General features: G+C 60.6%; 13 protein-coding genes and 1 tRNA gene. 13 read left to right on the top strand and 1 reads right to left on the bottom strand.

Features of this window, described 5'->3' with window-relative positions; translation table 11 throughout:
• Positions 1–13: 13 nt before the first annotated feature.
• Positions 14–1,744, bottom strand: coding sequence for a hypothetical protein (locus I41_RS06160; protein ID WP_145431714.1), 1,731 nt, complete (start codon positions 1,742–1,744; stop codon positions 14–16).
• 536 nt (positions 1,745–2,280) lie between these two features.
• On the opposite strand from I41_RS06160, the gene I41_RS06165 reads away from it, so the two are divergent.
• The 13 genes from I41_RS06165 to I41_RS06225 all read left to right on the top strand — a co-directional run bounded on the left by I41_RS06165 (position 2,281) and on the right by I41_RS06225 (position 14,945).
• Positions 2,281–2,955 carry a redox-sensing transcriptional repressor Rex gene (locus I41_RS06165; RefSeq protein ID WP_145431715.1) on the top strand — a complete coding sequence of 225 codons (675 nt, stop codon included), beginning with the start codon at positions 2,281–2,283 and terminating at the stop codon, positions 2,953–2,955.
• Between the two features lie 147 nt (positions 2,956–3,102).
• A tRNA-Gln gene (locus I41_RS06170) sits at positions 3,103–3,173 on the top strand.
• 104 nt (positions 3,174–3,277) lie between these two features.
• Positions 3,278–4,276 (top strand): 3'(2'),5'-bisphosphate nucleotidase, encoded by a 999-nt coding sequence (locus I41_RS06175; protein WP_145431716.1) that lies wholly within the window; start codon positions 3,278–3,280, stop codon positions 4,274–4,276.
• Between the two features lie 35 nt (positions 4,277–4,311).
• Positions 4,312–4,758, top strand: a complete 447-nt coding sequence (locus tag I41_RS06180; protein WP_168206727.1) for a Clp protease N-terminal domain-containing protein — start codon at positions 4,312–4,314, stop codon at positions 4,756–4,758.
• Between the two features lie 253 nt (positions 4,759–5,011).
• Positions 5,012–5,752: a 30S ribosomal protein S2 gene (gene rpsB / locus I41_RS06185; protein WP_145431718.1), complete on the top strand. Its 741-nt coding sequence runs from the start codon at positions 5,012–5,014 to the stop codon at positions 5,750–5,752.
• A gap of 162 nt (positions 5,753–5,914) precedes the next feature.
• Positions 5,915–6,757, top strand: a complete 843-nt coding sequence (gene tsf / locus I41_RS06190) for a translation elongation factor Ts (protein ID WP_145431719.1) — start codon at positions 5,915–5,917, stop codon at positions 6,755–6,757.
• A gap of 281 nt (positions 6,758–7,038) precedes the next feature.
• The gene (gene pyrH / locus I41_RS06195; protein ID WP_246133819.1) at positions 7,039–7,806 is read left to right on the top strand and encodes a UMP kinase; all 768 of its coding nucleotides are present in this window, start codon (positions 7,039–7,041) and stop codon (positions 7,804–7,806) included.
• A 132-nt stretch (positions 7,807–7,938) separates the two neighbouring features.
• Entirely contained in the window at positions 7,939–8,499 is a 561-nt protein-coding gene (frr, locus tag I41_RS06200; protein WP_145431720.1) for a ribosome recycling factor, read from the top strand.
• Between the two features lie 340 nt (positions 8,500–8,839).
• Positions 8,840–9,610, top strand: coding sequence for a PD40 domain-containing protein (locus tag I41_RS06205; RefSeq protein WP_168206728.1), 771 nt, complete (start codon positions 8,840–8,842; stop codon positions 9,608–9,610).
• A gap of 59 nt (positions 9,611–9,669) precedes the next feature.
• The gene (locus I41_RS06210) at positions 9,670–10,347 is read left to right on the top strand and encodes a leucine-rich repeat domain-containing protein (RefSeq protein ID WP_145431722.1); all 678 of its coding nucleotides are present in this window, start codon (positions 9,670–9,672) and stop codon (positions 10,345–10,347) included.
• Positions 10,348–10,664: 317 nt separating this feature from the next.
• Complete coding sequence (locus I41_RS06215) at positions 10,665–12,569, top strand: peptidylprolyl isomerase (RefSeq protein ID WP_145431723.1); 1,905 nt, start codon at positions 10,665–10,667, stop codon at positions 12,567–12,569.
• A gap of 252 nt (positions 12,570–12,821) precedes the next feature.
• Complete coding sequence (locus tag I41_RS06220) at positions 12,822–14,087, top strand: aminotransferase class I/II-fold pyridoxal phosphate-dependent enzyme (protein WP_145431724.1); 1,266 nt, start codon at positions 12,822–12,824, stop codon at positions 14,085–14,087.
• A 30-nt stretch (positions 14,088–14,117) separates the two neighbouring features.
• A complete protein-coding gene (locus I41_RS06225; protein ID WP_145431725.1) occupies positions 14,118–14,945 on the top strand; it encodes a phytanoyl-CoA dioxygenase family protein in 828 nt (275 codons plus the stop codon).
• Positions 14,946–15,093: the final 148 nt, after the last annotated feature.

The raw sequence follows: 15,093 nt of genomic DNA on the forward strand, positions 1-15,093 counted from the left end.
TCCATTACTCAGCTCAGTTGCAGCAGCTGTCGGCCACGCCGCAGGTCGGCTCTTCAGCACAACCGCAGCTCGGCTCGCAGGCGACGCAGACCGGAACTTGCTTGCAGATGATCTTCGGGCAGCAGATCGTCTTGGTGTAGCACTCGGTGCGGGGGACGCACTTCATGACCTTAATCGTCTTCTGCTCGCAGACCGGCTTGCACACCGTGTAGCAGACGGTCTTCGAGCGTTGCTCGGGGACCATCTTGCAAACTTGGTAGGTGCAGGTCTTCTGCTCGGGAACCATGTGGCAGACCTTGTATTCGCAGGTCCGTTGTTCCGGAACCATCTTGCAGACCTTGTAGCAGACGGTCTTCGAGTGTTGCTCGGGGACCATCTTGCAGACTTGGTAGTTGCAAGTGCGGGTTTCCGGAACCATCTTGCAGACCTTGTACTCGCAGGTCCGTTGCTCAGGCACCATGTGGCAGACCTTGTACTCGCAGGTCCGCTGTTCCGGCACCATCTTGCAGACCTGGTAATTGCAGGTCTTCGTCTCGGCAACCATCTTGCAGACCTTGTAGCAGACGGTCTTCGAGCGTTGCTCGGGGACCATCTTGCAGACTTGGTAGTTGCAAGTGCGGGTTTCCGGAACCATGTGGCAAACCTTGTACTCGCAGGTCTTGGTCTCGGGGACCATCGTGCAGACCTTGTAGCACTCGGTGCGGGTGCGGCATTCGCAGACCGTCTTGCAGCAGTTGATCGTCTTCTCGATGCAGCAAGGAACCCAAACGCGCTTGCAGCACTTGATCGGCGGGCCTTGGCAGGTCAGCGTCACGCACGGACCGGGCTTGTAGACGCACTTGCAGAGGCAAGCGTCCCACTCGAACGTTCCGACGCTGGCGACCGTCTTCTTGCAGACCGGACGCTGGACTTCGTACGTCTGGGTCTGCCAGTTGCCGCTCTTCACCATGATCGTCTTGGTGTAGGGAACCTTCACCGCGACCTGGTACTGCACTTCACGCTGACGGGTTTCCCACACTGGCTTGCAGACCGTGTAGCAGCGAGTCTTGGTTTCCCAGACTGGCTTGCACACGGTGTAGCAGCGGGTCTTGGTTTCCCAAACCGGCTTGCAGACGGTGTAGCAAACTTCCTTCTGGTGCGTTTCCCAGACCGGCTTGCACACGGTGTAGCAGCGAGTCTTGGTTTCCCAGACTGGCTTGCACACGGTGTAGCAGCGAGTCTTGGTTTCCCAGACTGGCTTGCACACGGTGTAGCAGCGGGTCTTGGTTTCCCAGACTGGCTTGCACACGGTGTAGCAACGGGTCTTCGTCTCCCACACCGGCTTGCAGACCGTGTAGCAGACTTCCTTCGAATGCGTTTCCCACACTGGCTTGCAGACCGTGTAGCAACGCGTCTTCGTTTCCCACACCGGCTTGCAGACGGTGTAGCAGCGAGTCTTGGTCTCGTACACCGGCTTGCAGACCGTGTAGCAGACCTCTTTCTGGCACGTCTCGGGAACCATCCGAGTGACGTTGATCACCTTGTCTTCACAGACCCGGTCGTAGACCGTCCGCGTGCAAGTGATCTCTTTTTGTTCGTAGACTTTGCACCGCACTGTTTTATAAACAGTGTGGCAGTCTTGTTGATGGCTACACGGGACAACCCCGTTGTAGCGAGCAACGCCGCAGTACCCCGCCCACGCCGGCGATGCCAGCAGAGCTAAGGCGAAGACTGCGAGCGTCGTCTCACGCAATTTCGCTCTCATTCCTTTGCCTCCTTACCTGTGAGTCGACAGAGACTCATGTGTGAAACTAGACGGTCTGGTCAAGACGGAACGATTTCCCGTCCCCAATAGATTCGGAAGTTACAGCCTTCGCTCCTTAGCCAGATCACGCGAGTTTCGCACGACACGCAGGTCACGCAGGCCATCCAATCGATACCACCTGCCTGGATGACCTTGCGCTGTCCGAAAACTCGACGGCGCGTTGTGCGGATGCGCGAAGCGTTCCGGCTGGCGCGGAGCAAGACGGTCAGCTCAAGTTGCATCCCTGCGGCGCCGGTAGGCGTCGTAGGGGTGCTCCAGTCCACTGGCGACGCGCTGGATCGCCAAATAGGCGCGAGCGGGATTTGGCTAAGTCGCAAGTCGTTGGCAGGGTTGACGATCCGCCCGCGAGAGCGGACGCACTTCGCTTGCTGGCATGCGACGGTTGGTCTAGAGTGAGTTGCCTAGGGGCGGCCCGCTTATTTCGAGTTCGCCACCCCTCAAGCGAAGTCCTTCCTCCCTGCCGTGAGCCGCCAGGCATGAGCTCGTCGAAGCCGCCGAATTCTCGTTCGGAAGCGGGCTCCGTTCCCGCCGCGGTGGTCAATCGGCTCAGCCTGTACTTGCGCGAACTGCAACATTTGGTTGCTGAAGGCATTCAGACGACCAGCAGCAGCCAGTTGGGCGAGCGCCTTGGGTTCAGCGACGCACAAGTGCGCAAGGATTTGGCTCACTTCGGCGCGTTCGGCCATCCGGGAGTTGGCTACCGGTGCGACGAACTGATTAGCGAGATCCGCCGAATCTTGGGGACTGATCGGGTTTGGACCGTGGCCCTCGTGGGCGTCGGCAACCTGGGGCGCGCCTTGCTGGGCTACAAGGGTTTCGAATCGCAAGGTTTCCGCGTCGCGGCGGCGTTCGATTCGGACCCGGCGAAAGTGGGTGACCGCGTTGAGGGGGTCGAGATTAGGTCGATCGAGGAAATTGGCCAGATCGTGGCTCGAGGAGCCATCGACCTCGGCATGGTGGCCGTGCCGGCGGGATTCGCCCAGGCGGTGGCCGACGTCCTCGTGGCGGCAGGGGTGCGCGGGATCGTGAACTTTGCGCCCGTATCGCTCGCCCTGCCTGAAGGAGTAAGTCAGGTCGGAGTCGACCTGGCTCGCGAACTGGAACAGGTTTCGTTCGCCGTGGCGAGTAGATTGCGGGCGGAGGGGGCGTAAAAGAGCCCATGGCCCTGCCGTTGGTCGAGCGGCCGCCGGCGCCGCATCTACCGTGATAAGTCTACAGGCGGAGCCGGTGGCGTTTATGTGCACTCAACGCGGTAGCGGAGCGCGGCGGCAATCGGTAAATTAGCGGCTTAGAGGCGTTACCCCGTAGTGTAATGGTAACACTAGGGATTTTGATTCCCTCATTCTAGGTTCGAATCCTAGCGGGGTAGTTTTTGGGGAGGAGTCAGGCGTCAGGAGTCAGGCGGCAGGATTTTTCCTGAGGCCTGGGCCCTGATTCCTGACTCCTTTTTTGTTTTCATTCATGGAGTAGGTCGTGTCCCCATTCTTTGATACCCCTGCCGCGCGCTTTGCCATCGAGGCGGTGCGCGAGGCTTCGATCTTGGTTCGTCGCGTGCAGCGGGAGATGATCGGCGACGCGATCACCAAGGATGACAAGTCGCCGGTGACGGTCGCCGACTTTGCCGCTCAGGCGGTCGTGGCGCACCGGCTCGCGGCACGCTTCCCCGACGCGGTCCTGGTGGGGGAAGAGAGCGCCGGGGGCCTGAAGGATGCGGCGTCTCGCTCGACGCTCGAGCAGATTACCCGCTTTGTGCAAACGGTCGAACCGAGCGCTACCGCCGAAAGCGTCTGCGACTGGATCGACCGCGGCTCGAACGAAGCGCCGGCGACTTATTGGACGCTCGATCCGGTCGACGGGACGAAGGGGTTTCTGCGTCATGATCAGTACGCCGTCGCGCTGGCGCTGGTCGAAAACGGCAAGGTCGTCTTGGGGGCGCTTGGGTGTCCGGAACTCGAAGGAGGAGTTCGGCCTGCGAAGGGCGGGGCTGGATCGATCCTGCTGGCGGCGCGAGGAGAAGGGGCGTGGGTTCAATCGCTTGCCGAACCGAACGGGAAGTGGACGCGGCTGACGGCCTCGACGTCGGGCGACCCGGCGGGAGCTCGCCTGCTGCGGTCGGTGGAGAAATCGCATACCGACGCCGACAGCATTGGCGACCTGGCGACGAAGCTCGGCGTGCGGGCCGACCCCGTGCCGATGGACAGCCAAGCCAAGTATGCCGTGCTCGCCGCGGGCGGCGGCGACGTGATCTTGCGGCTCCTATCCCCAAGCCGGCCCGACTATCGGGAAAAGGTATGGGATCAGGCCGCCGGGTCGATCGTGGTCGAAGAGGCTGGGGGCCGGGTGAGCGACCTCGACGGCAAGCCGCTCGACTTTTCGCATGGGCGGACGTTGGCGACCAATCGCGGGGTGTTGGTGACGAACGGGCCGCTGCATGAGGCCTTTTTGGCGGGACTAAAGGCAATCGGGGCGTAATGTTCAGCGCATGTTCCTTCTGTGAGGGAATCTGGATGACCTACGAATTGTTCACTGAGCGAGCACGCGAGGTTTTTCAACGTGCCAATGAAGAGGCTCTAAGTTTTGGCAAAAAGAGCCGAATCGACACCCATCACATTTTGCTGGGAGTGCTTAAAGAAGGGGCGGGGACGGCAGTGCATGTCCTTAACGCTCACGGGATCAATGTTCAGTCCGTCCGCACTGAAATAGAACCGTTGGGAGAGAAGGGGCCGTACCAAGACGGGCGGGGCAAGTTGCCCATGACCGCGACCGCTAAGAACCTGGTCGAATACGCGCTTCAGGAAGCCCGCTCGTTAGGGCCTTCATCCGTTGAGACGGAGCACATTGTCTTGGGCCTTCTGCGAGAGCCGGAAGGCGTTGCCGCCGAGGTTTTCCGGGCTTTGGCCGTCAATAGAGAAAGGGATATAGTGAATTTCTTGGGCCGTGAGGCGGGTAAGTAAATCGCCCTGCGTATATCTGGCCATTTATCCCTCTCCGGCCGCTCGTTGACCGGCGGCTAAGGACTCAGCCTACCTGGACGATCTGCCGGGCGGCCGCTAAATTACAGGGCTCCACTTTGCTCGCGCGGCCTCGGGAAGGGTGGATCATAGACGAGGCCGAGAACGTTTCCTTGCCAACGCCGGACGCCCGCGAACGCTTTGACGGTCGCACTCATGGGACATAGCCGGCGTGCCACTGTCAGGAGTTTGCACTGTGTCGACGACCCTCGTCAAAGAGTTGGTAGAGTCGGGCGTCCATTTCGGCCATCGATCGAGCCGTTGGAACCCGAAGATGCGGCCGTACATTTACGCCCGCCGCAATCTGATTCACATCATCGACGTCCGCGAAACGATCCGCGGTCTGCTGCGAGCCAAGAAGTACCTGTCGGACGTCGCCTCGCACGGCAGCCTCATCCTGTTCGTCGGGACGAAGCGTCAGGCTCGCGAGACGATTCAACGCGAAGCCGAGCGTTGCGGCATGCCTTACGTCGCTGACCGCTGGTTGGGCGGCACGCTGACGAACTTCCGCACCATTCGCGATCGGCTCGGCCGCCTTGAGGAACTTGAAAAGACCCTCAACGGCGAGGATATCAAGACCTACTCGAAGAAGATGCAGTCGACGCTCACGCGCGAGTACCGCAAGATTCACCACAACCTCAACGGCATGCGCACGATGACCCGCCTGCCGGAGTGCATGGTCGTCGTCGACCCGCGTAAGGAGAAGAACGCGATCAAGGAAGCCCGCAAGCTGGGCATCGCCACGGTGGCCCTGATCGACACCGACTGCGACCCCGACCTGGTCGACTTGCCGATCCCCGGCAACGACGACAGCATGCGGTCGATCGAGCTGATCGTGAAGATCCTGGCCGATGCGATCGCCCAGGGGAAGGTTCAGCAGTCGGTGCAACAGGCCCAAATGAAGCGGGCCGAGATGGTCGAACCGGCGAAGGACTAGTTTCCTTCGGCCTCTAAACCATCCAACAGTCTTAAAAAATAGGCATTAGGATTTCACGCAAAGGCGCGAAGGCGCAAAGAAATGCGTGATTGCTTTTGTCTTTCCTTTGCGTCTTTGCGCCTTTGCGTGAGATGACTTAGAACCAGATTAGGAGTGAAGGCAATGGCCGAAATTACCGCGGCATTGGTGAAGCAACTGCGTGACGAAACGTCGCTTCCCATGATGGATTGCAAGAAGGCGCTGACCGAGGCGGGCGGCGACATTGAGGCTGCGAAGCGCAAGCTGCGCGAAGACGGCGTCAAAACGATGGCCGCACGCAGCGACCGCGCCACTGAAGAGGGCCGCATCGGCGTTTACGCCAGCGTCGACAAGAAGGTGGGCGCGATCGTCGAGTTGCAATGCGAGTCGGCCCCGGTGTCGACCAATGAAGATTTCGTCAAACTTGCTAATGACCTAGCGCTGCAGTTGGCGACCGGCCCCGGCGCCAAGACCGCTGACGAGTTGTGGGCTCAACCGTCGCCCAGCCGCAAGGGGATGACCCTGAAGGACCAGAAGGACGAACTCGAGAACAAGATTCGCGAAGTCTTCCGCCTGGCGCGGCTCCATCGCGTCGACGCTCCAGCCGGCGGCTTCGTCCACATGGCGAAGATTGGCGTGCTGGTCGAGGTCGAGGGTGGCAACGACCAGTTGGCGAAGGACGTCGCCCTCCATGTCGCCGCGATGAACCCGAAGGCTGCGACGAAGGATTCGCTCGACCCGAAGCTAGTCGCCCAAGAGCAGGAAATCCAAAAGGAGCGCGCTCGTCAGGAAGGGAAGCCGGAAGCGATCATTGAGAAAATGATCGAAGGCCGGATGCGAAACTTCTACGCCGAAAACGTCCTGGAGGAGCAGCCCTTTGTCCGCGACGAATCGCAGACAGTGGGCGCCCTAGCCAAGTCGGGCGGGATGAAGGTGAAGAAGTTCGTCCGCTGGACCCTGGGCGAAAGCGCTGCGACAGCCAGCTAAGCGACTTGCAGAGAATTCAAAACCGAAAGCCCCGACCTCGCCAGGTCGGGGCTTTTTTTATGCGCCGGACGGCGACGAAAGCTCTCGCAGAGGTGCGGAGACGCAGAGTCGATGCGAAGTTGCGGGGGGCGGGATGATTCCTAGCTATCTTCCTGTTAGATTATTGCGGTTGCGGCGAGGTTGGAGCGAGCGGTCGCGGGAATGGACGACTGCTCCTTACTTCTCTGCGCCTTCGCGCCTCGGCGTGATATCCCCCCAGCACCGCCCTTGTGGCAAGTCGTATGAAAACCGCCGTCATGTCGCAAGCTGCGCCTGCAAAAACGTCCGGTCCCTATAAACGGATCGTCTTAAAGCTCTCAGGCGAGAGCTTTGCCGCTACCGGCGAGCGCGGGATCAGCATGCAGGAGGTGGTCCACATCTCCTCACAGACCTACCGAGCGAAGCAGCAGGGCGTGGAAATCGCCATCGTGATCGGCGGCGGCAACATCCTACGGGGCGCCCAGTTCATCGCCGGCAATTCAAGCGTCCATGAGGCGACGGCGCATTACATGGGCATGTTGGCGACGGTGATTAACGGCCTGGCACTGCAGGATGCGTTGGAATCTCTCGGTTGTGAAACGCGACTGATGAGCACGCTGAAGTGCGATGGCGTCGCCGAGCCGTTCATCCGCCGCCGCGCGAGTCGCCATCTGGAGAAGGGGCGGATTGTGATTCTCGCCGGCGGCACGGGGGCGCCGTTCGTCACGACCGACACGGCGGCCGCCCAGAAGGCGCTGGAGCTTGAGGCTGACATCTTGATGAAAGCCACGCGCGTCGACGGCGTGTACAGCGACGATCCGGAGAAGAATCCGCACGCCGTGTTCTACCGCGATCTCACCTTCGAGCAGGTCCGCAACCAAAATCTGCGGGTGATGGATCCGACGGCGATCGCCCACTGCATGGAACACAACCTGCCGATCCTGGTGTTCAACTACCGCACCGACGGCAACATTGAGAAAGCAGTGCGCGGCGAGCCAATCGGCACGCGGGTGACGAGCGGTAAGAGTTGACATGTACGCACCGGCAATTGCAAGCAGTTGAGTTCTTTGCGTTACCTTTGCGCCTTCGCGCCTTTGCGTGGTTGGCTCACGCAAAGGCGCGAAGTCGCGAAGAAAGTGCCAAGCATATGAGGGAGAGAGAAAATGAGTTCGGATGAGATCTTGATGGACGCCGAAGAGCGGATGGAGAAGGCGGTCAGCAAGTTGAAGAGCGACTTGACCGGCATTCGCACCGGCCGCGCGAATCCAGGGCTCGTCGATTCGCTGCGCGTCGAGGTTTACGGCTCGCAGTCGCCGATCAAGCAAATCGCCTCGGTCAGCGCCCCCGAGCCGCAACAATTGGTCATTCGCCCGTTCGATCCGTCGACCATCAAGGATATTGAGCGGGCCATCATTAATAGTGATCTCGGCCTCGCCCCCAACAGCGACGGCAAGGTGATCCGCCTGAACATCCCGCCGCTGTCGGGCGACGTGCGGAAGAAGATGATCGCCCGCACGAAGGATCTCTCCGAGGAGGCGAAGATCGCGATCCGCAACGTCCGTCGCGACGGCAACAAGCACGCTGATACTGCCGAAAAGGATGGCGAACTGTCGGAAGACGATTGCAAGGCGCTGAAAGACGAGATTCAGGAACTAACCAAGAAGTACGAGAACTCCGCCAACGACTTGGCGAAGACGAAAGAAACTGAAGTGAGCGGGAGTTAGCCCTTCGCTCTATTTTTTTAGACCAATTCTAAGCCGTTGACGCTCTGTGTTTTGAGGTAAACGCAAAAAAATGTTGGGAAACGGAGTCAGATAGCGTAAAAAGAGTCGACCGCTCTGAGTGGCTTATCGATTGTGGCCAACCGGCAGGAGGTTTCTTGTGTCGACTTGCTTTCGAATGGTCGCTTTTGGCGTCACAGGCCGACTTGTCGCCCTGGCGGCCGTCGCAATGGCATCGTGCTGGCTGTTAGCGTCGAGCGGAAATCGATTGTTCGCTCAAACGCCATCCGAGCCTCCTGAGCGGCCTCGCGTTATACACGTCATTAACGTCGACGGCACGGGATTGCACCCACTACCAAGTGAGCCAGGGAAAACATACGGCTCGCCTGATTGGTCGCCGGACGGCGAGTGGCTCGCGTACGACGTCAGCTTGATCAATCACGATCTCAATAGCACTCGCATTGAAGTGATCCGCGCCAATGGCGAGGACCGCCGAGAGATCGGACCCGGGGCGATGCCGAGTTGGTCTCCAGACGGGAAACAGATTGTCGCTCACACTTACTCGCCGTCTGGCATCGTCGTGATGGACGTTGAGGGGGGCGGGCGTGAGACGATCATGGAACATTGGGGAAGCCCCCGTTGGTCGCCAGTTGGCAACCGAATCGTCACCGCCAATTCAGGCGGAGGCCTTTCGGTCTTCAATCTAGCGGCGGGGACGGAATTCGTCGTCCTCCGCAACGTTTACGTTTATCAGGGACTGAGCATCGCACCCGACGCATTGCAGGTCTGCTTCGCCGATCCGAATGGAGCCCTCATGCTGGCGACGCTCGACGCCGAAGCGAAGCGGGCGACTGCCAAAACGCTGGTGGACGGCGGGTACTTCTCGCACTCAAGCTGGTCCCCCGACGGTAAACAGATCATTTTTACTTGGAAGCCCGACGCCTCGAAGGACGATCCTGAGCAGCTCTACTTGCTCGACGTTGATGATCCGGCGAAACCGCCCCAAAAAATGAAGGGACTCGACTCCGCGGATGACAATGCTGATCCCGATTGGTCTCCCGACGGCAAGCAAATCGCCTTTTCTCTGAAGAAGGGCCGGTCAACGGCGGAGTAGTGGAACTCCGATCTCGCGGGAGCCGCGCCACGCCGTTCACCGCAAAGCGAAGGTTGAGCATGGCTACGCTACGTCCGATCCTTGCTTCAACGCTGCGGCTACTTCTACGGCCGTTACGGTTCAGCATTCGTTCATTTCTGGTCTTCACGGCGCTCTGCTGTCTAGCGCTCGGGGCCTGGTCGCTGTACGTGCAGCCCTATCGAGATCAAGCCGCCTCGTTGTCGCGACTCGCCGACTTAGGGGGCACGACGACCAGCGTCGGCGCCGCGGGGCCCGCTTGGCAGCGACGGCTCGTCGAGGCGTTCGTGGGACCGCAATCGTTCGTCGAAGTTCGTACGGCCGATTTCCGCGGTCGCAAGATTACCGCTGAGGACATCCGATCCTTATCGGGGCTAATCTACTTGCAGGCGTTGCGAATCGATCGGGCCGAGTTAAATGATGAGAACATTGCGGCGATTGCGCAGATGTCCAATTTGAAGGAACTCTCGATGACTTACACCAAGATCGGCGACGACGGCCTCCGTGAAGTGACTCGACTGCCTAAACTTGAGAAACTCCGTCTCACCGGGGTTCCGGTGACGGACGATGGAGTCACCCTGTTGGCGTCGATGCCTTCGGTCAACGAGCTATTCATTCGCTGGACCAAGATTACGGACGAGGGCGCAGAGCGACTCCGCACCTCGCTGCCGAACTGCAAGGTTCACCATCACGAAGCGCTGCCAGTTTCGACTGAATAGCGAAGGCTAATGGTTTCTCCACGCTTGCGTGCTAGCATGAGTCGCAACTTCTATTGGTGATTCTCGACGCGTCGGCCTATACTCCCGCCGGAACCACCCGACGTTCTTGCCGTGCTGGTCAACGATTGACGGCGCGGCGACCCAGTTTTATCGCGTGATTCGCACCCCCGCGCGGATCGAGCGACGACGAGCACCGTTCTAGCCGGAGGCCCACGGCCTCCGGGAACCCGGCCCGCGTGGCGGGCTGGCTAGCGGCAGCCAGTCGTTGCTCTAGATTCTGAGCGAGCGCATCGCGCCCGGTTTATGGAGAAACCGTTATGTCTTGCACGGAGGCTGAAGCTGCCATGCGCGCGGCTGAGTGGAAACATCGCTTCGTTTGGTTTGGCATTGCGACGACGGTTTTGGCCGTGGCGATGCTGATTCGCTGGACTCAGGGCGACGTCCCCGTCGCGGCGGCCGCTCCCGCGACGGCGACCGCCGCCGTCGACGACAGCCAGCCGCTGCCCCGCCCAGGGCGTCCCACGCATGACGTCATGGCTCTGGTGAATGGCAAGGACATCAGCCGCCAGGCGCTGACCGAGGCGTGCGTCCAGCGGTTCGGCGAGGATGTGCTTGAAAGCCTGGTCAACAAGCGGCTGATTACCAATCACTGTACCAATCACAACATCACGGTCACGCAAGCGGAGATCGACGCGGAAATCGACCGGATGGCGAAGCGGTTCCAACTCGGCCGCGAACAATGGCTCGAGATGCTGCAGAAGGAGCGGGGCGTCACGGCTCAGGAGTATGCCCGCGACATTGTGTGGCCGACGCTGGCTCTGCGGAAACTAGCGGACAAGGAACTGCAAGTTTCGCCGGAGGAAATCCAGAAGGCGTACGAGCAAGAGTTTGGCCCCATGGTTCGCGCGCGGCTTATCGCCGTGAGTGACGGCGCCAAGGCTCGGCAGCTGCATGCGCAACTTGTGGCGAATCCTGAAGGCTTCGCCAAAGCGGCCATTGAGCATTCGGAAGACGTGAACAGCGCCAGCATCGGCGGCATGATCCAGCCGATTCGCCGGCATGTTGGCGACCCGGCGATCGAGGCCGAGGCGTTCCGCCTGCAGCCAGGGCAGATCTCCTCGATCATCCAGGTGGCGCAGCAGTTCATCATTTTGAAGTGCGACGAGCAACTGCAGGCCCAGCCGATGCCGCTGGCGCAGGTGCAGGAACGGCTCGTGGAGCGGATCAAAGAGGAGAAGCTTCGCGACGCGGCCACCGGCATTTTCGAACGCGTGCAACGGACAGCAGTCGTGAAGAACGTTTACAACGATCCTGAGTTGAGCAAAACCATGCCGGGCGTCGTGGCGACGGTGAACGGCGAGCGGATCACGATGCAGGAATTGGGGAACGAGTGCCTGCTCCGTCACGGCGAGGAAGTGCTTGAGGGCGAGATCTCGCGAACGCTCCTGGAGCAAGAACTCCAAGCGACGGGCGTCAAGGTGACTCAGGAAGACCTCGACGCTGAGATGCGGCACGCGGCTGAGCTCGCCGGCGTCCTCGACGCCAAGGGCGACGCCGATTTGCCCAAGTGGATTGAAACGGTCACTGCCGAACAAGGGGTGACGAAAGAACGCTACCTCCGCGACTCGGTCTGGCCATCGGCCGCGCTAAAGAAGCTCTCGGCTCAGGACGTCAAAGTGACGGAAGAGGACATCGCCAAGGGTTTCGACGCCAATTACGGCGAGCGGGTCCGCTGCCGGGCGATTGTGCTGGGCAATCTGCGCCGCGCTCAGGAGGTTTGGAATAAGGCCCGTCAGAATCCTTCGCCCGAATACTTTGGCGATCTTGCCGCGGAGTACTCGGAAGAGCCGACGAGCAAGGCGTTGCGCGGCGAGGTGCCTCCCCTGGGACGATACGGCGGTCAGGAGACTTTGGAGAAAGAAGCCTTTACTCTGCAGGCTGGCGACCTCTCGAAGATTGTGCAGATGGGCGACAAATTCATCATTCTTCGTTGCGAAGGACGGACGGAGCGGATGAACATCGACCTCAAGGATGTCCGAAGCATTCTCCAGCGCGATATCTTCGAGAAGAAACTGCGGATGACAATGGGCGAGAAATTTGAAGAAATCAATTCGCGCGCGCGGGTCGACAACTACCTGGCCGGCTCGACCCACTCGCCGGACGCGACCAAGGCGGGTGCGGTGCGGGAAGATACCGCGGTGCGGCCGACCGTGGCCCGTTAGCGGTTTCTTTCGGTATTTGATTCGACTTTGAAGAAGCGAGCCGTCTGCTCGACGGCTCGCTTTCTTTCTGCGCGGCGTCGAGTTGCGATCTTGCCGCGGCGCACTGGCCGAGGCTTCGCGTAGGCTAGCGAACCTGGCGCGGGTATACTTGGTCTAGTTGCGCCAGGCGATCTTTCGTCGATGCCTGAAGCGACGCTCCGGCGGGTCGTTGACTCGCAGCCACCTCTCGAACCGTTTTCTGCTTCTCGTTCCATGTCGAATTCTCCTGACGACGCCTATCCGCCGTTCAAGGTTCAGATCGCTGAGCGGGTGACCCGGCTGCCGCCGTACCTGTTTGGACGCATCAATGGGATGCTCCACAACAAGCGGCGTGCCGGCGACGACGTCATCGACCTAGGAATGGGCAATCCCAGCGATCCGCCGCACCAGTCGGTGATCGACAAGCTCGCCGAGGCGGCCCAGGACGAAGGGAACCACGGCTATTCGAAGAACATTGGCATCGTCAATCTCCGTCGCGAGGTGGCTAGCAAATACTTTCGGAAGTATGGGGCCCGGCTCGATCCCGAGAGCGAGGTGATCGTCTGCCTCGGCTCGAAAGAAGGCTTTAGCCACATGTGCCTGGCGCTCATGGGGCCGGGCGATACGGCAATCGTGCCGGCGCCGTACTTTCCGATTCACGTTTACTCGGTGGCGCTGGCGTCGGCGAACGTCATTTCGCTGGAAGTCGCCAACAGCGAGAAGTTCCTTGCCAACATCGCCTACACCTGCGAGCACCTCTATCCAAAGCCGAAGCTGCTCGTGCTCAACTACCCCCACAACCCTTCGAGCGTGGTGGTGGAGCAGTGGTTTTTCGACGAAGTGGTGAAGCTCGCCCGCAAGTACGGGTTCATGGTGCTGAGCGACTTCGCCTACGCCGATGTGGCTTACGACGGGTACCAGCCGCCGAGTTTCTTGGCGTCGAAGGGCGCCATCGACGTCGGCGTCGAGTTCACGACGATGAGCAAAGGCTACAACATGGCCGGCTGGCGCGTTGGCTACTGCTGCGGCAACGCCGAGATGATTCGCGCACTGGGGACGATCAAAGGCTACTACGATTACGGCATGTTCCAGGCGATCCAGATCGCCGCGATCGTCGCGCTGCGGAACACCGACACCGCGGTCGAGGAGCAGTCGAAGATCTATCAAGGCCGCCGCAACGCATTGTGCGAAGGGTTGTCGCGCCTCGGCTGGAACATCACGCCGCCGAAGGCGGGGATGTTCGTCTGGGCGCCGATTCCCGATCTTTGGCGGCAGCGGATGAGCACGATGGATTTCGGCATGATGCTGCTGGAAAAGGGGAACGTCGCCGTGAGCCCCGGCAGCGGCTTTGGGCCGGCGGGCGAGGGGTATCTGCGGATGTCGCTTGTCGAGAACGAAGAGCGGCTGAAGCAGGCAGTGCGGCAGATAAAGAACTGTCTGCGGGACGCTGAGGCGAATTACTCGACAAAGCCGGCGGCGGTTCAGCCGGCGGCGACGTAGAGCGTGGCGAGACTTTTTGCGGAGTGATTGATGTCGGGCATCTTCACCGCCGAACAACTCGACGACTACCAGCGCGACGGCTATCTGATTGCTTCGGCGCTCTTTGATGCCGAAGAGATTGACCTGCTGCAACGCGCCGCCAAGGAAGACAAGGCCCTCGACGACAGCGCCTTTGGCCGCGCCGACGGCGCTGGCGGGAGTGTGCGGCTCTCGCTCTGGAACCATCCGGGCGACGACGTCTACGGGATGTTCGCCCGCAGCCGGCGGGTGGTCGAATCGGTAGGCCAACTGCTCGAAGACGAGCCGTATCACTATCACTCGAAGATGATCATGAAGCAGGCCGTCACCGGCGGGGCCTGGGAGTGGCATCAAGATTACGGCTACTGGTACGAGAACGGCGTGCTGACGCCGAACTTGTGCAGCGTCTTCATCGCCGTCGACCCGGCGACGCGGGCCAACGGCTGTATGCAGGTGCTCAAGGGCTCGCACCATATGGGCCGGCTGACGCATCTGAAGATAGGCGATCAAACTGGCGCCGATCCGGAGCGAGTCGCCGCGGCCTGCGAGCGTATGGAGCTCGTTTACGTCGAGATGTCGCCCGGCGACGCGCTCTTCTTTCACCCGAACACGCTCCACCGCAGCGATCAGAACCGATCGCCGAATGATCGCTGGGCCCTCATCTGCTGCTACAACGCGCGTAGCAACTCGCCCTACAAGGAAGGCCGGCATCCGAGCTACACGACGATTAGCGTCGTGGAAGATGACGCGATCAAGCGGGCCGGTCTGAAGCGATTCGCCGACGGCACGGGCTTCATGGCGGCGACGCATCGGGCGACGAGCGATGCGCTGAGCGGTTGATTGTGGCGTCGCTTCACGGCGCGACGAACGGCATGCGGATGATCGCGGATTGAACGGATTTCCGCGGACCTAAAATGCCGCCGTGTTTCTCCCGCTCCCTTCTATGTTCCGCGCGCATTCGCCAAATGCGCGAAGATCAGCGTCCCAT

Source organism: Lacipirellula limnantheis (genome assembly GCF_007746075.1).
GTDB lineage: Bacteria > Planctomycetota > Planctomycetia > Pirellulales > Lacipirellulaceae > Lacipirellula > Lacipirellula limnantheis.

Bases quoted from the DNA above. Each gene is read 5' to 3' on its own strand.
- tsf (WP_145431719.1), top strand. From the start codon at position 5,915: ATGGCCGAAATTACCGCGGCATTGGTGAAGCAACTGCGTGACGAAACG.
- frr (WP_145431720.1), top strand. From the start codon at position 7,939: ATGAGTTCGGATGAGATCTTGATGGACGCCGAAGAGCGGATGGAGAAG.
- I41_RS06210 (WP_145431722.1), top strand. From the start codon at position 9,670: ATGGCTACGCTACGTCCGATCCTTGCTTCAACGCTGCGGCTACTTCTA.
- I41_RS06225 (WP_145431725.1), top strand. From the start codon at position 14,118: ATGTCGGGCATCTTCACCGCCGAACAACTCGACGACTACCAGCGCGAC.
- I41_RS06160 (WP_145431714.1), bottom strand. From the start codon at position 1,744: ATGAGAGCGAAATTGCGTGAGACGACGCTCGCAGTCTTCGCCTTAGCT.
- I41_RS06215 (WP_145431723.1), top strand. From the start codon at position 10,665: ATGTCTTGCACGGAGGCTGAAGCTGCCATGCGCGCGGCTGAGTGGAAA.
- pyrH (WP_246133819.1), top strand. From the start codon at position 7,039: ATGAAAACCGCCGTCATGTCGCAAGCTGCGCCTGCAAAAACGTCCGGT.
- I41_RS06180 (WP_168206727.1), top strand. From the start codon at position 4,312: ATGACCTACGAATTGTTCACTGAGCGAGCACGCGAGGTTTTTCAACGT.
- I41_RS06165 (WP_145431715.1), top strand. From the start codon at position 2,281: ATGAGCTCGTCGAAGCCGCCGAATTCTCGTTCGGAAGCGGGCTCCGTT.
- I41_RS06220 (WP_145431724.1), top strand. From the start codon at position 12,822: ATGTCGAATTCTCCTGACGACGCCTATCCGCCGTTCAAGGTTCAGATC.